We start from the raw sequence: 18,547 nt of genomic DNA, 5'->3' as shown, positions 1-18,547 counted from the left end.
GCTTCGTCACCGGCTGCCGCATTCCGATTGCCGCCTGTCCGCGGCGCATCTGCTGGTCTCGTGCTGTCACACCGGGCGGAAACGCAGATGCCGTTCTTCCGCCCGGTCTATATGGCTGGCTTAGCCCTTGAGGACTTCCACCAAGGTCTTGCCGAGACGGGCCGGAGACGGCGAGACGCGAATGCCTGCCGATTCCATCGCTGCGATCTTCGATTCCGCATCGCCCTTGCCGCCGGAAACCACGGCGCCGGCATGGCCCATGGTGCGGCCCTTCGGCGCCGTGCGGCCGGCGATGAAGCCGGCCATCGGCTTCTTGCGGCCCTTCTTGGCTTCGTCCTTGAGGAACTGCGCAGCGTCTTCTTCTGCCGAGCCGCCGATTTCGCCGATCATGATGATCGACTGGGTGGCTTCGTCGGCGAGAAACATCTCAAGCACGTCGATGAACTCGGTGCCCTTGACCGGGTCGCCGCCGATGCCGACGGCCGTCGTCTGGCCGAGGCCCTCGTTGGAGGTCTGGAACACGGCTTCATAGGTCAGCGTGCCCGAACGGGAGACGATGCCGACAGAACCCTTGCGGAAGATCGAGCCCGGCATGATGCCGATCTTGCATTCTTCCGGCGTCATGATGCCCGGGCAGTTGGGGCCGAGCAGGCGCGACTTGGAGCGGTCGAGGCGCGCCTTGACACGCACCATGTCCATGACCGGGATGCCCTCGGTGATGCAGGTGATGAACGGGATTTCGGCGTCGATCGCCTCGATGATGGCGTCGGCCGCACCGGCCGGCGGAACATAGATAACGGTCGCGTCAGCGCCGGTCTTTTCCTTGCCTTCGGCAACGGTCGCGAAAATCGGCAGGCTTTCGCCCTTTGCGCCGGTCCAGGTTTCGCCGCCCTTCTTCGGGTGGATGCCGCCGACCATCTGCGTGCCGTAATAGGCAAGCGCCTGTTCGGTGTGGAAGGTTCCGGTCTTGCCGGTCAGACCCTGAACCAGGATCTTGGTGTCTTTATTGACGAGAATAGACATTCTTTCCGATCCTTCAAATTAGCCGTTGATCGCCGCGACGATCTTCTTGGCCGCATCGTCCAAGTCGTCAGCCGCCGTGATCGCGAGACCCGACTCGTTCAGGATCTTCTTGCCGAGCTCGACATTGGTGCCTTCAAGGCGCACGACGAGCGGAACCTTGAGGCCGACTTCTTTGACCGCGGCAATGACGCCCTCGGCGATGACATCGCACTTCATGATGCCACCGAAGATGTTGACGAGAATGCCCTCGACCTTGGGATCGGCAGTGATGATCTTGAAGGCCGCAGCGACCTTCTCCTTGCCGGCACCGCCGCCGACGTCGCAGAAGTTGGCCGGCTCCTTGCCGTAGAGCTTGATGATGTCCATCGTCGCCATGGCAAGGCCTGCGCCGTTGACCATGCAGCCGATATTGCCGTCGAGCGCGACGTAAGCGAGGTCCCACTTGGAAGCCTCGATTTCCTTGGCGTCCTCTTCGGTCTCGTCGCGCAGTGTCCTGACGTCGTCGTGGCGGAAGAGCGCGTTGCCGTCAAACGACATCTTGGCGTCGAGAACGCGCAGATGGCCATCCTTCATGACGATCAGCGGATTGACCTCGAGCAGCGCCATGTCCTTCTCGTTGAAGGCCTTGTAGAGCGCCGGGAAAAGCGACTTGGCGTCTTCTGCAGCGGCACCCTCGAGCGCCAGCGCCTTGGAGATCGCGGCGACGTCGGCAGCCGTCACGCCGGCTTCCGGATCGATGGCGATCGTCTGGATCTTTTCGGGCGTGTCATGGGCGACAGCTTCGATGTCCATGCCGCCTTCGGTGGAAACGACGAAGGCCACGCGGCCGACCGAGCGGTCGACCAGCAGCGAGCAATAAAGCTCGCGAGCGATGTCGGCACCGTCCTCGATATAGAGGCGGTTGACCTGCTTGCCGGCTTCGCCGGTCTGCGCCGTCACCAGCGTATTGCCGAGCATTTCCTTGGCGTGGGCGACCACTTCGTCGATCGACTTGGCGAGACGCACGCCGCCTTTGGCTTCCGGCGACAGTTCCTTGAACTTGCCCTTGCCGCGGCCGCCGGCATGGATCTGGCTCTTGACCACATAGAGCGGGCCGGGAAGCGCCTTGGCGGCAGCCTCGACCTCTTCGACCTTGAGGACGGCCACACCCTCGGCAACCGGTGCGCCATAGCCCTTCAGCAGAGCCTTGGCCTGATATTCATGAATGTTCATGGGTTTATCCCTGTTTCGATGACTTCGGCGCCGATTACTTGAGGGCAGGCGCGATGTTGATGCAGGCTTCGCAAAGACCGGCGACGGCGCCGACCGACTTGTCGAAGGCTTCCTTCTCGGTCTTGTTGAGGTCGATCTCGATGACGCGCTCGACGCCGCCGGCGCCGATGACGGTGGGAACGCCGACATACATGTCCTTGACGCCGTACTGGCCGGTGAGATGGGCGGCGCAGGGCAGAACGCGCTTCTTGTCCTTGAGGTAGGATTCGGCCATCTCGATGGCCGAGGCGGCCGGCGCGTAATAGGCCGAGCCGGTCTTCAGCAGGCCGACGATTTCGGCGCCGCCGTCACGGGTGCGCTGGATGATCTCTTCCAGGCGCTCCTTGGTGACCCAGCCCATGGTGACGAGATCGGTGAGCGGGATGCCGCCGACCGTCGAATAGCGGGCGAGCGGCACCATCGTGTCGCCGTGGCCGCCGAGAACGAAGGCCGTCACGTCCTGAACGGAGACGTTGAATTCCTTGGCGAGGAAGAGGCGGAAACGCGAAGAGTCGAGAACGCCGGCCATGCCGACGACCTTGTTGGCGGGAAGGCCGGAAAACTTCTGCAGCGCCCAGACCATGGCGTCGAGCGGGTTGGTGATGCAGATGACGAAGGCGTTCGGCGCATACTTCTTGATGCCGGCGCCGACCTGCTCCATGACCTTGAGGTTGATGCCGAGAAGATCGTCACGGCTCATGCCCGGCTTGCGCGGAACGCCGGCGGTGACGATGCAGACGTCAGCGCCTTCGATGGCGGAATAGTCGCTGGCGCCGGTCAGATTGGCGTCGAAGCCTTCGACCGGGGAGGACTGTGCGATATCGAGGCCCTTGCCCTGGGGAATGCCGTCAGCGATGTCGAAGAGGACGATATCGCCCAGTTCCTTCAGGCCGGCGAGATGCGCCAGCGTGCCACCAATCATGCCAGAACCAATGAGTGCGATCTTGTTACGCGCCATTTCGCTGTTTCCTTTGCGATCAAATTCGTCGAACGACGCTGAGGCACCGCTCAATGACGCAATCGCATAGACCCAAAGCCTAAAAATGGCAATCCATTAATTTTGATGTAGCGTTTTCAATCGTTTAGATACTAAAATTCTTACGTAAACGTAAGAAAATTTGTCACTAGATCGTTACTCGGCAGCGCGTTTGTCATGGTGCAGCGCAAGATATTCGGCGCTGCGCATTTCGAACAGACGCGACGCCGTGCGGTCGAATTCGAAGCCTTCGGTGCCTCGGCGGCCGACGAGCAGGTCCTCCGGCATCGCCGCCGCCGAAATGTAGAGCCGTACGGCATGATCGTAGAACGTATCGACCAGAATGATGAAGCGCTTGATCTGGTTCCGTTTTTCTGGTCCGAGCAGGGGAACGTGATCGACGAAGACGATATCGAAGCGTTTGGCGATGGCCAGGAAGTCGGCAGCACCGAGCGGCTTCTCGCAAAGATCGGCGAAAGAGAACCGCGCCATGCGGTCGGCGGCGAGCGGCACATGGATGGCGCGCCCCTTCATCGGAATGTCGAGTGGCTGCGCCTTGCGCCCATGCAGCGCCTGCGTCCAGGACGCCTCCATCGCCATGTCGTTATGTTCGTTGATCGGCACCAGATAGACCGGCTGACTGTTCAGCTTTTCCATCCGGTAATCGGTCGGTGAATCCAGGGTGACGACATCGACATGCTGCCTGAGCAGCGCGACGAAGGGCAGGAACAGGCCGCGGTTGAGACCGTCCTTGTAGAGATTGTCCGGCTCGACATTCGACGTCGCGACCAGCACGCATCCCCGCGCGAAGAGTTCGGAAAACAGCCGCGACAGGATCATGGCGTCGGCAATGTCGGTGACGGTGAATTCATCGAAGCAGAGCAGTTCGGCTTCCGCGTAAAGGGCTGCGGCGACCGGCGGCATCGGATCGGCCTGCTTCGTCTCGCCGTTCTTGAGCTTCAGCCGGTGCGCCGCGATACGGTTGTGCACATCCGCCATGAATTCATGGAAATGCGCCCGCCGTTTCTTCCGGCACGGCGCCATCGAGAAGAACATGTCCATCAGCATGGTCTTGCCGCGTCCGACGCTGCCGTGGATATAGAGCCCCTTGATGCCGCCTACGGCTTTCTTCTTCGAGGCGAACAGCCAGCCGAGCGCGCTCGATTTCGCCGCCGGCCGCTGCTGCTTCAGCCCGGCGAGCACCCGATCCAGGCTCTTGGCCACATCCATCTGGGCGGAGTCGACCTGCAAAGCACCGGAAAGCGTCAGCGATTTAAGCTGTTCGCAGACGCTGAGCGCATAATCTGGCATTGGCTGCATAAGGGCATGTCCGCCTGTCGGTCATCGGCGGGGCGCCGCCGGATCGTTTACCGCGCCGGGTTAGATTACCGGCTGAGGCTGATCGGCTGACCGGTATTCGTCTGGCCCTGGAAGCGGTTGTCGGCCGTCTTGTAGACGCTGCCGATCTGGTTGCCCGAACGGTCCTTGAGCAGCACCTGCTTGCCTGCGACTTCCCAGGAGCCCATCGCCGTCAACTCGCCGACGCAGCCGCGCGTGCCGCCGCGCGACCCGCTGCCTAGATTGGTCAACGTCAGGAACATGTCGCAGCTGCCGTTGACACGCCAGTTTCCGACCATCGATTCCTTCGTGACATCGAGCGCATTCGCGGCGACCGCGCCCGGCTGGGCACCCGGCATCGACGATGTCGACGCCGGCGCGGCCGGGAACTGCGAGCTGCCGGTCGGCGGCGGAAGCTGTCCGCCCTGCACGGAGGGAACCGGCTGCGCCGTCAGCGGCGCCGGCGCGGCGCTGGGAGAATTCGAGCTGTAATCATATGCCGTACGCTGACAACCGGCTAGCGCGAGAGCCACCACCAGACCTGTCATCGCATATCGCAACTGCATCATCATACTCCTGAAATTCGGCTGTCGCCGCAGAGAAACGGGCTTGAGACAAGATCCGATTATCGTAATTCGCTTTGGTTAATCAAGTCGGGCGGCATAAATTGCCCGTGACAACAACTAACCGAAAAACGATACGGTTCAACTGTCCCGCTGCAAAACTTCCTGCACATAGAATTTGTCAGCAAGGTGTTGTGCGTGCCGATCTCTGTCCGGATCCAATTCGAACTCCCGCAATATCTGCGAATAACGCTCGAACGAACTCTCCAGAAAGGATCGCACCAGCACTGGCGGCAGACCTTCCCCCATTTCGCGCGTCTGTTTCTTGACATGCACGAGATCAAGTATCGCCGTTCGAACATCGGGAGCGATCGAGACCGCCTCCAGGCACTCCAGCATATTCATCGGCGGCAGCGCGCGAAACGAGCGCTGCCGCATCCATTCGAGCGCGACGGCCGGGCGCACGGTGTAAAGCAGCTTCTTCAGCTTGATCGCCCCCTCGCCCTGGCTCTGAAAATGCTGCCGCATGAGCCCGATATAATGGGCAGCGACCTTTTCCGGCACCATGATGAGATCAAGCAGCGCGCCGAGACGCGAGCAAAAACCCGCTTCCTCTTCATAAGCGATCGGCGATTTCAGCCATTCGACCACCACTGCGTTTCCCTTGAGGGCAAGCAGCAGCGCCTTTCGCAGATCCCAGCCACCGGTATCGATATCGCCAACGATCGGAAACTCGATGACATCGCGCACCGAAGCAAGCGCAAGATGATGTTCGACGGGACGAATATAGACGAAACGGCAGTCATAATCGCTGTCGGGAGACGGAAACCCCCAGGCGCGGCTGCCGCTTTCGATTGCAAAACCGATACGGATGCCCTGCTCGCGGACCGAGGCGAGCCGTGACCTGATCTCTCTGACGGCTTCTGGATCGAAGCCGTCTATTCCGCCATCGGCATTCACGGCGATCAGACCCGGCGCTCGACCATCATCTTCTTGATTTCGGCGATAGCTTTGGCCGGATTGAGGCCCTTGGGGCAGGTCTGCGCGCAATTCATGATCGTGTGGCAGCGATAAAGGCGGAACGGATCCTCGAGATTGTCGAGGCGTTCGCCGGTCGCCTCGTCTCTGGAATCGATCAGCCAGCGATAGGCCTGGAGTAGCACGGCCGGACCGAGATAGCGGTCGCCGTTCCACCAGTAGCTCGGACAGGAGGTCGAGCAGCAGGCGCAGAGGATGCATTCATAGAGGCCGTCGAGCTTCTGCCGGTCCTCATGGCTCTGCTTCCACTCCTTGGCCGGCGCCGGCGACACCGTCTTCAGCCAGGGTTCGATCGAACGATGCTGCGCATAGAAGTTGGTGAGGTCCGGAACCAGATCCTTGACGACCGGCAAGTGCGGCAGCGGGTAAATTTTCACCGCGCCCTTGATATCGTCGAGACCCTTGGTGCAGGCCAGCGTGTTCGTGCCATCGATATTCATCGCGCAGGAGCCGCAGATGCCCTCGCGACAGGACCGGCGCAGCGTCAGCGTCGGATCGATCTTATTCTTGATGTAGAGCAGGCCGTCGAGCACCATCGGGCCGCAATCGTCGACATCGATGTAAAAGGTGTCGATCGACGGGTTCTGGCCGTCATCCGGGCTCCAGCGGTAGACGCGGAACTCGCGGGTGTTCGTCGCACCCGCCGGCTTCGGCCAGACCTTGCCTTCGCGCATCTGAGAATTCTTGGGGAGAGCGAGTTCAACCATACCAGGTTCCTCTTGAAATCAGTAGACGCGGGCTTTCGGCTCGATCTTGTGCGGATCGATGCCTTCCGCGATCAGGTCGGTGTGGACCGGCCGGTAATCGAGTTTGACGTCGCCTGCCTCGTTGACCCAGGCCAGCGTATGCTTGCGCCAGTTGACGTCGTCGCGGCCGGCGAATGCACCCTCGGTATAATCCTCGCGGGCATGCGAGCCGCGGCTCTCCTTGCGGGCCTCGGCGCCGTAGATCGTCGTGATGGCGTTGGCCATCAGGTTCTGCAGCTCCAGCGTCTCCACCAGATCGGAGTTCCAGACCATCGAGCGGTCGGTGACCTTGATGTCGCGCATTTCCTGCCAGATCGCCGAGATGCGCCGGCAACCGGATTCCAGCGATTCCTGGGTGCGGAAGACGGCGGCGTCTTCCTGCATGGCGCGCTGCATCTTCTCGCGCAGGTCAGCCGTCGGCGTGCCACCGCCGGCGTAGCGCAGACCGTCGAAGCGGTCCATGATCTTGTCGCAGGCTGCGACGTTGAGATGCGGGATCGGCGCGGCGCGGTCGATCACCTCGCCGGCACGGATCGCAGCGGCGCGGCCGAAGACCACGAGGTCGATCAGCGAGTTGGAGCCGAGACGGTTGGCGCCGTGCACTGAAGCGCAGCCGGCTTCACCCACAGCCATCAGGCCGGGAATGATCCGTTCCGGATTGGCACCGTCGGCGTTCAGCACTTCGCCCCAATAATTCGTGGGAATGCCGCCCATATTGTAGTGAACGGTCGGCAGAACCGGGATCGGCTCGCGCGTGACGTCGACGCCGGCGAAGATCTTGGCGCTCTCGGAAATCCCCGGCAGGCGTTCATGAAGAACGGCCGGATCGAGATGATCGAGATGCAGGAAGATGTGGTCCTTCGCCTTGCCGACACCGCGGCCTTCGCGGATCTCGAGCGTCATGCAGCGCGAAACCACGTCGCGAGAGGCAAGGTCCTTGGCCGACGGCGCATAACGCTCCATGAAGCGTTCGCCCTCGGAGTTGACGAGGTAGCCGCCTTCGCCGCGTGCGCCCTCGGTGATCAGACAGCCCGAACCGTAAATGCCGGTCGGGTGGAACTGCACGAATTCCATGTCCTGCAGCGGCAGGCCGGCACGTGCCACCATACCGCCGCCGTCGCCGGTGCAGGTATGGGCAGAGGTCGCCGAGAATAGGCGCGGCCGTAGCCGCCGGTCGCCAGCACCACCATCTTGGCGGCGAAGCGATGGATCGTGCCGTCATCCAGGCACCAGGCGACGACGCCGGTGCAACGGCTGCCGTCTTCCGACATGATCAGGTCGAGCGCGAAATACTCGATGAAGAATTCGGCATTGTGGCGCAGCGACTGGCCGTAGAGCGTGTGCAGGATGGCGTGGCCGGTCCGGTCGGCGACGGCGCACGTGCGCTGCACCGGCGGGCCTTCGCCGTAATTCTGCATATGGCCGCCGAAGGGACGCTGATAGATCTTGCCTTCCTCGTTGCGCGAGAACGGCACGCCGTAATGTTCGAGCTCATAGACCGCCTTCGGCGCTTCCATGGTCAGATACTGCATGGCGTCGACATCGCCGAGCCAGTCGGAGCCCTTGACGGTGTCGTAGAGGTGCCACTGCCAGCTGTCGGGCGTCATGTTGCGCAGCGAGGCGGCGATGCCGCCCTGCGCCGCAACCGTGTGCGAGCGGGTCGGGAACACCTTGGTGATGCAGGCGGTGCGGAAACCCTGCTCGGCCATGCCGAGCGTGGCGCGCAAGCCGGCGCCGCCGGCGCCGACGACGATCACGTCATAGGAGTGGTCGACATAATTGTAGGCCTTGCCGTTCTGGGCGGGTGAAGTCGGTGCCATATCGAGCTTATCCTACGAATGCGATTTTCAGAATGGCGAAGAGACAGAGGCCGGCAATCACGATCGCAAAGAACGTGTTCAGCATCAGCAGAGCGATCTTGCCGAATTCGCCATGCACATAATCTTCGATGATGACCTGCATGCCGAGCTTCATATGGATGACGCCTGAGATCACCATCAAGCCCATGACGACGGCGACGAAGGGGTTCGACAGGGCGCGAACCACATCCGCATAGGGCGCGCCGGCATAGGCGATCATGAAGATGACGAAGAACAGGATCAGCGGAATATTGGAGACGGCGGTCAGCCGCTGACGCCAGAAATGGCTGGTGCCTTCCTTGGCGGAGCCGAGCCCGCGAACCTTGCCGAGGGGGGTGCGCATATCCATGAGAGGACCTTCAGAAGCGAATGAGGAAGCCGATCACCCAGACCAGCACGGTCAGACAGAGCGACCCGATGATGTTGGCGATGGCAAGTTTGGTCGAGACTTCCTTCTCGAAGCCGTAGCCGAGATCCCACATGAGGTGGCGCAAACCGCCGAGCATGTGGTGCAGCAATGCCCAGGTATAGCCGAGCAGCACGAGCTTGCCGAGAAGGCTGCCGAGCACCCAGTTGGCCCAGTCGTAGGAACTCTGGCCGCTTGCCGCCGCGATCAGCCACCAGGCGACGAGCAGCGTGCCGACATAGAGCGCCCCACCGGTAATGCGGTGGACGATGGACATGACCATGGTGGGAATAAGTTTGTAGACTTGCAAATGCGGCGACAAGGGCCGGTTATTTGTCACGTTCGCCATCAGAACCTCGCGGCGGCTTCTCTGCGCTCCCGGATTTCGGAGCATGCTCAGTCAACCACACGAATGACAAAATTCTCTGTGTGCGTTGCATCAATTGCGACGTTTACTCACCGGAAAGCCCGACGACAAGCACAATCGCTGTCTGCTTTTAATTTAATCGATTCGGGTTACCGGGAAGTTTGCGGGCTAGCGAAACTGTGCTTTCACGCTCAATATTTACGCCGCGCCTCCCCTTTGATTGGACAAGCCGCGGCTTTTGGCGCAATCTGGCGTTAACGATTTGTTAACGATTGGATTTCCGGAGTTCGGCGCCATGTTCCGCAGTCTGTCCCCAGTCATCCTGCTTGCGCTCGCCGCGCTTGCCGCATTCCCGGCCACGGCAGGCGAGCGCCGCCATGACTATCGCTTTGCCGGCCATCGCCACGGGTTCCATGGCGGAATGTTTCTCGGCGAACGTGCGAACTGGCGCGATGAACGTGCCAACTGGCGCGATCGCGGCATCCGTTTCGACCATGCTTACGGCCGCCGGCCCGGCAGGATCAGGATGCCGATACTGACGCGGTTCTCGTCAGCGGCGACACATCGCACGGTGCACGACAGCCTCGTCATCCTGGCGCCGCAGGCGCCGGGCTGGGATAGCGGCGGCACCTATTCCGGCTCCGCCTACGTCTATCAAGCCGATGGCGGAACCTATGTCGGCGGCGACGGCTACGGGTTCTATCCGAATGTGCGGCCGGAGCCGCTGACCCCGAAGGCGAAAGTCATCGACGTCGCCGTGCAGGACGATCCCTGCTCATACGAAGCCAATGTCTGCGTCATCCGGCCTTGAGAGCTGACACGAAGCGCCACACCGTCGTCTTCTTGATGTCGCTGTCCTCCAGCGCCCGCGTCACCGGCACTTGGTAGGCTGCGCAGAATTCCAGCCGGTCCCGAGGCAGATAGCTGCGCCCGGGATCGCCGACCATCACCGGTTTTCCCTCGCCAGCCAGCCTCGCGAACCAGGGAATAAGTGCGTCGGCGAAGCCGCGGTCGTAAAATACATCGCCGGCAAGCACGATATCCGCCTCGACGCTCGCACCGACGAGGTCGGCGCCGGTGAATCCGAGCGCGACATGATTGGCCTCGGCATTCAGCCGGATTGCCGTCTGCGCCCAGGGATCGATATCGGCAGCCGTCACCTCCCGGGCGCCGGCCATGACAGCCGCAATGCCGACGAGGCCGGAGCCGCTGGCAAAATCCAGCACGCGCTTGCCGCGCACCATATCAGGATGATCGAGGATGTAGCGCGCCAATCCCTGCCCGCCCGCCCAGGCAAAAGCCCAGAAGGGCGGCGGCAGGCCGATGGCTTCCAGCTCCTCCTCGGTCTTCAGCCAGAGCTCATGCGCCTCGCTTGCCAGATGGAGCGAAATCTCCGGCACATGCGGCGGCGCCATCAGACTGGTATTGGCGCGGATGAAGGCTTCCGGATCGGTTTTCAAAGGTCGTCAGCGCGGCGGATTGTCGAGCCCGCCCATGCGGCAGACCTCGGCCCATTCGTCGTCGGTCACCGGCTGCACGGAAAGACGCATGGAGGTGACGAGCGACATCTTGGCAAGCTTCTCGCTCGCCTTGACGTCCTTCAGCGTCACCGGCTTCGGCATGTCCATGACGGCGCGGATGTCGACGCAATCCCACTTCGGATCGCCCTTGGCGGTAGAATCGGGATGCGACAGGGCACAGACTTCGACGATGCCGACGATCTCCAGCCCGTCATTGGAATGGTAGAAGAAGCCCTTGTCGCCGATCTGCATCGCCCGCATATTGTTGCGCGCCAGATAATTGCGCACGCCCGTCCATTCCGTGCCCTTATCGCCGGCGGCCTTCTGCTGCTCCCAGGACCAGGAGGCAGGTTCGGACTTATAGAGCCAATGCGCCATGCTTTAAGCCTCCGGCTTGTTGAAGACCCAGTTGAAGGGCTTGATCTCAACGCTTTCGAACAGCCCGGCCTGGGCGTAGGGGTCGGCATCGGCGAGCGCCTTTGCCTCCTGCGCCGTCTCCGCCTTGACGAGCACCAGACTGCCGCAGGCCTTGCCCTCGTCGTCGAGGAAGGGACCGGCCATCGAGAGCTTGCCTTCGGCATTGAGCTTGTCGAGATAAGCAAGATGCGTCGGCCGCGTCTCCATGCGGACGTTCAGATGTCCCGGCTTGTCCTTGCAGAGCAGGGCGAAAAGCATGTCTGTTCTCCTATTCGGTGGTGATGGGACGCGTCATCAACTGCTCGATGGCGTCCGAAATATCGAGCCTGCCGTCGATGATGGCGGAAACGGCGTCGGTGATCGGCATGCTGATCGAAAGCTCCGCGGCAAGCCGCGAGGCGACCGAGGCGGCGAGCGCCCCTTCCACCAGCGCGCCCTGCAGCGGGTCGGCCTTTTCGCCGCGCCCGAGCGCGATGCCGAAGCGCAGATTGCGCGATTGATGGCTCGTCGCCGTCAGCACCAGATCGCCGAGGCCGGAGAGCCCGCGCACCGTATCCGCCTGGCCGCCTTTGGCGACGACGAAGCGCGACATTTCCGCGAGGCCACGGGCAATCAACGCCGCACGGGCGGATTCGCCGATGCCGCGGCCCTCGACGATGCCGCAGGCGATCGCCAGCACATTCTTCAGCGCACCGCCGAGCTGCACGCCGATGCGGTCGCTGGAGGCGTAGAGCCGGAAGGTCCGGCCCGATATCGCCTGGGCGAGCCGCTCGGCAGTCTCCATATCCGCCGCCGCGATCGCCATCGCCGTCGGCAGGCCTTTGGCGATATCGGCGGCAAAACCGGGACCGGAGAGCACCGCCACCGGATGGTCCGGCAGCTCCCGCTCCAGCATGTCGGTCAACAGATTGCCCGTCGCCCGCTCGATGCCCTTGGCGCAGGTGACGACGACGGCATCCTTCGACAGATAGGGGCCATATTGGCGCGCCGCATCGGCCTGCGCCTGCGACGGCATCGCAAAAAGCACGATGGAGGCGCCGCCGATCGCCTCCGCCTCGGCGGAAAATTCGAGCGATTCCGGCAGGGCAATGCCGGGCAGCACGGCATCATGCAGACGCTCGGCCTTCAGATCGGCCATCAGTGACGGATTGCGTCCGACGAGTATCACCGCGCTGCGGCCGGCAAGGGTGATGACGGCGGCAAGCGCCGTTCCGAAAGCGCCAGATCCGATGACGGCGATTTTTTCGCTCATGCCTTGGCTCCTCTCTTTCCGAAGCCGATCAGCCTTTCGGCATTGGCATCGAGCGGCCAGCGCGAACGCGGCTGCACGTCGAGCGGATCGGGCGCGATACCTATGGCCATCCGCTCCAGGCCTGCCCAGGCGATCATCACCGCATTGTCGGTGCAGAGGCTCAGCGGCGGCGCGATGAAGCGGAAGCGGTTCTTGTCGCAAAGCCCCTGCAGCGTCGCCCGCAGCTCGAGATTGGCGGCGACACCGCCGGCAACGACCAGCGCCGGCGTCTCTCCGGTCGCCGGGAACTCCGTCTTGAACCGCTGCAGACCGCGGCCGATGCGGTCCTTCAGGGTGCGCGAAATCGCCCGCTGGAACGACGCGCAGATATCCGCCACGTCCTGATCGCTGAGCGGCGCGATCTCCTGCGCCGCCTGCCGCACGGCCGTCTTCAGGCCGGAGAAGGAGAAGTCGAGCCTTGCCTCGCCGACCAGCGGCCGCGGAAAATCGAAGCGGCCGGCATTGCCGTCCCGCGCCATGCGTTCCACCGCCGGGCCGCCGGGATAGGGCAGGCCGAGCAGTTTCGCCGTCTTGTCGAAGGCTTCGCCGAGCGCATCGTCGATCGTCGTGCCCCAGCGCTCGTAATCTCCGACGCCGCGCACCAGGATGAGCTGGGTATGACCGCCGGAGACGAGCAGCATCAGATAGGGAAAGGAAAGCCCGTCGGTCAGCCGCGCCGTCAGCGCATGGCCTTCGAGATGGTTGACCGCATAGAGCGGCTTGCCGGCGGCCTTGGCGATCGCCTTGCCGGTCATCAATCCCACCAGCAGCCCGCCGATCAGCCCCGGCCCCGACGTGGCGGCGATGGCGTCGACATCGGCCAGCGACACATTGGCGCGCTTCAGCGCCGCCTCGATCAGCTCGTCCAGCGCCTCGACATGGGCGCGCGCGGCGATCTCCGGCACGACGCCGCCATAGGCGCTGTGCTCATCGAGCTGGGAAAGCACCACGTCGGAGAGTATTCTGGAATGCCCCTCCGCATCGCGCTCGACAACCGCCGCGGCGGTCTCGTCGCAGCTCGTCTCGATGCCAAGGATGCGCAGAAAGGGAACCATAAGGCCTGTTCGTTCATTGCGATGGGGCCGAAACCCGGTTACGAGAACTCCGGTAACAACGGAACAGAGCGGATGCAAATAAAACCTTTCCGGATCGGCACGCGGGGCAGCCCGCTGGCGCTCGCCCAGGCCCATGAGGCCCGCGACAGGCTGATGGCGGCGCATGGCCTGCCCGAAGAGATGTTCGAGATCGTCGTGCTGTCGACCAAGGGCGATCGCATCACCGACCGGTCGCTGGCCGAAATCGGCGGCAAAGGCCTCTTCACCGAGGAGCTCGAACAGAAGCTTGTCTCGGGCGAGCTGGATTTCGCCGTGCACTCCACCAAGGACATGCCGACGCGCCTGCCGGACGGTCTTCATCTCTCCGCCTATCTGCCGCGCGAGGATATCCGCGACGCCGTCGTCGGCCGCACCGCGCCCAAGCTGATCGACCTGCCGCATGGCGCCACCGTCGGCTCCTCGTCACTGCGCCGCCAGGCACTGATCCGCCGCATGCGGCCCGACATCAACGTCATAACCTTCCGCGGTTCGGTCGAAACCCGGCTGCGCAAGCTCGAAGAAGGTCAGGTGGATGCGACGCTGCTGGCGCTTGCCGGCCTCAAACGTCTCGGCAAGGTCGAGGTGCTGACCGATATCCTCGATCCCGACAGCTTCCCGCCGGCGCCGGCCCAGGGAGCGATCTGCATCGAAAGCCGCGTCGGCGATACGGGGATCGACGACCTGTTGGCGGCGGTCAACGACGCCGCGACCTTCGACACCGTCTCCTGCGAACGCGCTTTCCTCGCCGCCCTCGACGGTTCCTGCCGCACGCCGATCGGCGGCTATGCCGTCTGCGAGGGCGACCTCATCCGCTTCTCCGGCCTGATCATCACACCCGACGGCCGCAGCCAGCATGCCGTGACGACCGACGGACATCGCCGCGATGCCGCCGCCCTCGGCACCCGCGCCGGCCAGGACGTGCGCGCAAGGGCCGGCAGCGCCTTCTTCGACGACTGGCACTGAAGCGGCCATGCGCGTGCTCGTCACCCGCCCCGCGCATTCGGCCGAGACAACCGCACAACGTCTGCGCGACATGGGCCACGAGCCACTGCTGCTTCCGCTGCGTCGGCCACAACATGACAGTGCCGCAGCCGCCGGCGCGCTTGCCGCCACCGGCGGCGCGATCGCGGTGACCAGCGCCGAAGCCATGAGGGTCCTGTCGGCTCTCGGCGAGATACTTGGTCCGCACCTTGACCGCCCGATTTTTGCGGTCGGCGAGATGACGGCGCAAGCGGCGCGGCGCCTTGGCTTCCGGTCCGTCACCGCCTCTTCGGGCAACGGCCGCGATCTCGCCGATCTCGTCGCCGCGCAGAAAACGGAGGCATTGCTCTATCTCGCCGGCCTGCCGCGCGCCGAAACCTTCGAAGGCAGACTGCGTGAACTCGGCATCCGCTTTTCCGTCGCCGAATGTTATCGCATGCAGCCGGTCGCTCCCGGCCCGGCCGACATCGAGGCGATTTTTTCGGGCCATCGCCCGGATGCCGTTCTGTTCTATTCCCGGCAGACGGCCGAGGATTTCTTTCAGGTGGCAGAGCTGCGATCAGCTCTGTTGGAACAGGGTGGAATCCGCCTCCTCTGCCTCAGCGAGGCGGTGGCGCAGGCCATTCCGACCTCCCTGAAGGGAAGCGTGACGATTTCGCCGATGCCGGATGAGATAAGCCTTTTGTCGCTGCTTTGAATGCCCTAGCCGCCCAAATTTGATCTAACCTCTTCCCTTAATTGGCATCACTGTCTAGTTTCGTTGCAATGCAGGATAAAGAGGACCTCATGGTATCGGGAAACCCGCCACGCCATTCGAAGAGCGCCGACGAGCCGGTCACGATCGACCTTGAAGCACAGGATTTTGCCTCTGCAGCCGATACCGAAAAGCCGGTGGAAAATGATGTCGGCGATACCGACAACAGCCCCGCCGAGGCCGGCGTGACGCCCGAAACCGAAGCCGCGTCGCTGACCGAGCATGAACGCGCCGAACAGGAACAGCCGGAATTCGAAGGCCGGCCAGGGACGGATGCGCGAGAAGAGGAGCCGGCAGCGCCGGAACCTTCCTTCACGCCCGCTCCAGAACAGCAGGCGCCGCGGAGCGCCGGCACCTCCGCTCTCATCGCTGCCGGCATCTTCGGCGGCCTCGTGGCGCTGCTTGGCGCAGGCGCCATTCAATATGCCGGATACCTTCCGGGCTCCTCGGCGCCGCAGACGGCATCGCCTGACATCGCCGATCTTTCCGGTGAGATCGACGGCCTGAAACAGACCGTCGCCAACCTAGCCGCCAATCCCGCAGGCACGGGCGACGGCGCGCTTGAGACACGCCTCGCGGCGCTGGAAGCGGCTGCGAAAAACCCCGCAGCGGCGACGCCGGCCGATTCGGCAAATGTCGAGGCGCTCAACCAGAAGATTGCCGAGCTCAGCGGCCAGGTCGATCAGCTGCGCGCCACACTTGCCCAGTCCTCCGAGCAGCAGACGAGCAATGGCGCCGATATCGCCAAGCGCCTCGAGGAGGCCGAAAAGAAGCTGAACGAACCGCGCCAGGATGTCGCCGTCGCCCGGGCGATCGCGGCAGCCGCCCTCAAGGCGGCGATCGACCGCGGCGGCCCGTTCCTCGCTGAACTCGAGACCTTCGCCGGCGTCGCGCCCGACGATCCTGCCGTCGCCGACCTGCGTAGTTTTGCCGAGACCGGCATTCCCTCGCGCACCGAACTCGTGCGTCAGGTTCCCGACGTCGCGACCGCGATCGTCGAAGCCGTCAACCAGCCGGATCCGAACCAGAGCTGGTCGGATCGGCTGATGGCGAGCGCAAAATCGCTGGTGACCGTCCGCCCCGTCGGCAATATCGAGGGCGAAAGCGTCGAAGCGATCGCCGCCCGCATGGAGGATAAGGTGAAGAACGGCGACCTGCCCGGTGCTTCCGCCGAATGGAATGCTCTGCCGGCTCCCGGAAAGCAGGCGTCCGCTGCCTTCAAGCAGTCGCTGGAGGCGCGCATCCGCGTCGAGGAACTGGTCGGCGGGGCGCTGTCGAAAGCGGTCAGCGGCGCCGGCAAGGAGGGCTGAGACCATGATCCGACTCGTCGTCTTCGCCCTGCTCGTATTGCTTCTCGCCTATGGCTTCTCCTGGTTCGCCGATCGTCCCGGCGATCTCTCGCTGATCTGGGAAGGCCAGATCTACCAGACGAAGCTGATCGTCGCGGTGAGCGCGATCATCGCTCTGATCGCCGCCGTGATGATCGTCTGGTGGTTCGTTCGCCTGATCTGGACCTCGCCGCATTCGGTGACGCGTTATTTCCGTGCCCGCAAGCGCGACCGCGGCTACCAGGCGCTGTCGACCGGCCTGATCGCCGCCGGCGCCGGCAATGCACTCCTTGCCCGCAAGATGGCGGCCCGCTCGCGCGGTCTCATCCGCGCCGATCAGGAACCGCTGATCAACCTGCTCGAAGCCCAGGCCGCCCTGATCGAAGGCCGCCACGACGAGGCGCGCGCCAAGTTCGAGGCCATGGCCAACGACCCGGAAACGCGCGAGCTCGGCCTGCGTGGCCTCTATCTCGAAGCCCGCCGTCTCGGCGCCAACGAGGCCGCCCGCCAATATGCCGAAAAGGCCGCCGACAACGCGCCTTATCTGCCCTGGGCCGCCCAGGCGACACTCGAATATCGCAGCCAGGCCGGCCGTTGGGACGATGCGATCCGGCTGCTCGAACAGCAGAAGGCCGCCCGCGTCGTCGAAAAGACCGAAGCCAACCGCCTGCACGCGGTGCTGCTGACGGCGCGCGCCACCGAGAAGCTGGAAGGTAACCCGGCCGGCGCACGCGACGACGCGCTGCAGGCGCTGAAGCTCGCCGCCGACTTCGTCCCGGCCGCCCTCATCGCCGCCAAGGCCTTGTTCCGCGAAGGCGGCCTGCGCAAGGCCGCTTCGATCCTCGAACAGGCATGGAAATCGGCGCCACATCCCGAAATCGGCCAGACCTATGTCAGAGCCCGCAGTGGCGACTCCACGCTCGACCGGCTGAAGCGCGCCGAGCGGCTGGAGGCGTTGCGCCCGAACAATGTCGAATCTCTTTTCGTCGTCGCCCAGGCCGCGCTCGACGCGCAGGAATTCGCCAAGGCCCGCGCCAAGGCGGAAGCGGCCGCGCGCATCGAGCCGCGCGAAGCTGCCTTCCTGCTGCTCGCCGACATCGAGGAGGCCGAGACCGGCGATCAGGGCCGCGTGCGCCACTGGCTCGCCCAGGCGCTGAAGGCCCCGCGCGATCCGGCCTGGGTGGCGGACGGCTTCGTCTCCGACAAATGGCTGCCGGTGTCGCCCGTCACCGGCCGTCTCGATGCCTTCGAATGGAAGGCGCCATTCGGCCAGATCGAGGGTCCGCTCGAAGACGGTTCGGCGCCCGCCGCGATCGAAACTGCCCTGAAGACCCTGCCGCCGCTGCGGGACGTCAGGCCGGAAAGCCCGGCCAACGATCACCGCATCATCGAGCTCGAACGCGCCGCGACGATCGCCGAGGCCGTGCGCCCCGCGCCGGCGCCGGCAAAGCCGAAGCCCGTCGAACCGGTCGCCGGTGATAAACCGCCGCTGCCGAACGAAGCAAAGCCCTTCTTTGGCGGGCTGCCGGATGATCCCGGCGTTCGCGATTCCAGGGCGGAACCGGAACCCAAGACACGGCTTCGCCTTTTCTGAA

The 18,547-nt window shown here is 63.7% G+C and carries 19 protein-coding genes and 1 pseudogene; 5 read left to right on the top strand and 15 right to left on the bottom strand.

The window, feature by feature from the left end:
- Positions 1–120: 120 nt before the first annotated feature.
- The 10 genes and pseudogenes from sucD to sdhC all read right to left on the bottom strand — a co-directional run bounded on the left by sucD (position 121) and on the right by sdhC (position 9,549).
- Positions 121–1,023 carry a succinate--CoA ligase subunit alpha gene (gene sucD / locus MHI61_RS25100; protein ID WP_010028330.1) on the bottom strand — a complete coding sequence of 301 codons (903 nt, stop codon included), beginning with the start codon at positions 1,021–1,023 and terminating at the stop codon, positions 121–123.
- An 18-nt stretch (positions 1,024–1,041) separates the two neighbouring features.
- Complete coding sequence (gene sucC, locus MHI61_RS25095) at positions 1,042–2,235, bottom strand: ADP-forming succinate--CoA ligase subunit beta (RefSeq protein WP_239791002.1); 1,194 nt, start codon at positions 2,233–2,235, stop codon at positions 1,042–1,044.
- Positions 2,236–2,269: 34 nt separating this feature from the next.
- Positions 2,270–3,232, bottom strand: coding sequence for a malate dehydrogenase (gene mdh / locus MHI61_RS25090; RefSeq protein WP_010034465.1), 963 nt, complete (start codon positions 3,230–3,232; stop codon positions 2,270–2,272).
- A gap of 174 nt (positions 3,233–3,406) precedes the next feature.
- Complete coding sequence (zapE, locus tag MHI61_RS25085; RefSeq protein ID WP_239791001.1) at positions 3,407–4,570, bottom strand: cell division protein ZapE; 1,164 nt, start codon at positions 4,568–4,570, stop codon at positions 3,407–3,409.
- A gap of 65 nt (positions 4,571–4,635) precedes the next feature.
- Positions 4,636–5,154: a protease inhibitor Inh/omp19 family protein gene (locus MHI61_RS25080; protein WP_239791000.1), complete on the bottom strand. Its 519-nt coding sequence runs from the start codon at positions 5,152–5,154 to the stop codon at positions 4,636–4,638.
- A gap of 138 nt (positions 5,155–5,292) precedes the next feature.
- On the bottom strand, positions 5,293–6,111 hold the full coding sequence (locus MHI61_RS25075) for a nucleotidyltransferase domain-containing protein (protein WP_239790999.1): 819 nt from the start codon (positions 6,109–6,111) through the stop codon (positions 5,293–5,295).
- Positions 6,112–6,116: 5 nt separating this feature from the next.
- A complete protein-coding gene (locus MHI61_RS25070; protein ID WP_088677571.1) occupies positions 6,117–6,896 on the bottom strand; it encodes a succinate dehydrogenase iron-sulfur subunit in 780 nt (259 codons plus the stop codon).
- An 18-nt stretch (positions 6,897–6,914) separates the two neighbouring features.
- Positions 6,915–8,755, bottom strand: a pseudogene (gene sdhA / locus MHI61_RS32830) (succinate dehydrogenase flavoprotein subunit).
- A gap of 7 nt (positions 8,756–8,762) precedes the next feature.
- Positions 8,763–9,143, bottom strand: a complete 381-nt coding sequence (sdhD, locus tag MHI61_RS25055; protein WP_010020712.1) for a succinate dehydrogenase, hydrophobic membrane anchor protein — start codon at positions 9,141–9,143, stop codon at positions 8,763–8,765.
- 10 nt (positions 9,144–9,153) lie between these two features.
- Positions 9,154–9,549, bottom strand: coding sequence for a succinate dehydrogenase, cytochrome b556 subunit (sdhC, locus tag MHI61_RS25050; RefSeq protein ID WP_097580596.1), 396 nt, complete (start codon positions 9,547–9,549; stop codon positions 9,154–9,156).
- A 313-nt stretch (positions 9,550–9,862) separates the two neighbouring features.
- On the opposite strand from sdhC, the gene MHI61_RS25045 reads away from it, so the two are divergent.
- Entirely contained in the window at positions 9,863–10,378 is a 516-nt protein-coding gene (locus tag MHI61_RS25045) for a hypothetical protein (protein ID WP_239790998.1), read from the top strand.
- On the opposite strand, the gene MHI61_RS25040 is transcribed toward MHI61_RS25045, so the two are convergent.
- From MHI61_RS25040 to tsaD, 5 genes are read right to left on the bottom strand one after another with little or no spacing between them, the layout of a single operon-like run.
- Positions 10,365–11,027 (bottom strand): methyltransferase, encoded by a 663-nt coding sequence (locus MHI61_RS25040; protein ID WP_097663485.1) that lies wholly within the window; start codon positions 11,025–11,027, stop codon positions 10,365–10,367. The genes MHI61_RS25045 and MHI61_RS25040 overlap by 14 nt on opposite strands.
- 6 nt (positions 11,028–11,033) lie before the next feature.
- Positions 11,034–11,465, bottom strand: a complete 432-nt coding sequence (locus MHI61_RS25035; protein WP_097605946.1) for an EVE domain-containing protein — start codon at positions 11,463–11,465, stop codon at positions 11,034–11,036.
- Positions 11,466–11,468: 3 nt separating this feature from the next.
- Complete coding sequence (locus tag MHI61_RS25030; protein WP_064683805.1) at positions 11,469–11,762, bottom strand: YciI-like protein; 294 nt, start codon at positions 11,760–11,762, stop codon at positions 11,469–11,471.
- A 10-nt stretch (positions 11,763–11,772) separates the two neighbouring features.
- Positions 11,773–12,756: an NAD(P)H-dependent glycerol-3-phosphate dehydrogenase gene (locus tag MHI61_RS25025; RefSeq protein ID WP_239790997.1), complete on the bottom strand. Its 984-nt coding sequence runs from the start codon at positions 12,754–12,756 to the stop codon at positions 11,773–11,775.
- Positions 12,753–13,850 (bottom strand): tRNA (adenosine(37)-N6)-threonylcarbamoyltransferase complex transferase subunit TsaD, encoded by a 1,098-nt coding sequence (gene tsaD / locus MHI61_RS25020; RefSeq protein WP_239790996.1) that lies wholly within the window; start codon positions 13,848–13,850, stop codon positions 12,753–12,755. Before tsaD ends, MHI61_RS25025 begins: the two co-directional genes overlap by 4 nt.
- Before the next feature lie 72 nt (positions 13,851–13,922).
- Here tsaD and hemC point away from each other — a divergent pair, with 72 nt between their 5' ends.
- The 4 genes from hemC to MHI61_RS25000 all read left to right on the top strand — a co-directional run bounded on the left by hemC (position 13,923) and on the right by MHI61_RS25000 (position 18,546).
- Positions 13,923–14,852, top strand: a complete 930-nt coding sequence (gene hemC / locus MHI61_RS25015; protein WP_239790995.1) for a hydroxymethylbilane synthase — start codon at positions 13,923–13,925, stop codon at positions 14,850–14,852.
- 7 nt (positions 14,853–14,859) lie between these two features.
- Positions 14,860–15,567 (top strand): uroporphyrinogen-III synthase, encoded by a 708-nt coding sequence (locus MHI61_RS25010; protein ID WP_239790994.1) that lies wholly within the window; start codon positions 14,860–14,862, stop codon positions 15,565–15,567.
- A gap of 68 nt (positions 15,568–15,635) precedes the next feature.
- Complete coding sequence (locus tag MHI61_RS25005) at positions 15,636–16,934, top strand: hypothetical protein (protein WP_239790993.1); 1,299 nt, start codon at positions 15,636–15,638, stop codon at positions 16,932–16,934.
- A gap of 4 nt (positions 16,935–16,938) precedes the next feature.
- A complete protein-coding gene (locus MHI61_RS25000; RefSeq protein WP_239790992.1) occupies positions 16,939–18,546 on the top strand; it encodes a heme biosynthesis protein HemY in 1,608 nt (535 codons plus the stop codon).
- Position 18,547: the final 1 nt, after the last annotated feature.

This window comes from Rhizobium sp. K102 (assembly GCF_022385315.1).
Lineage (GTDB): Bacteria > Pseudomonadota > Alphaproteobacteria > Rhizobiales > Rhizobiaceae > Rhizobium > Rhizobium croatiense.
The sequence above is the reverse complement of the archived record's forward strand: the minus strand, read 5'-3'. Positions and strand labels throughout refer to the sequence as shown.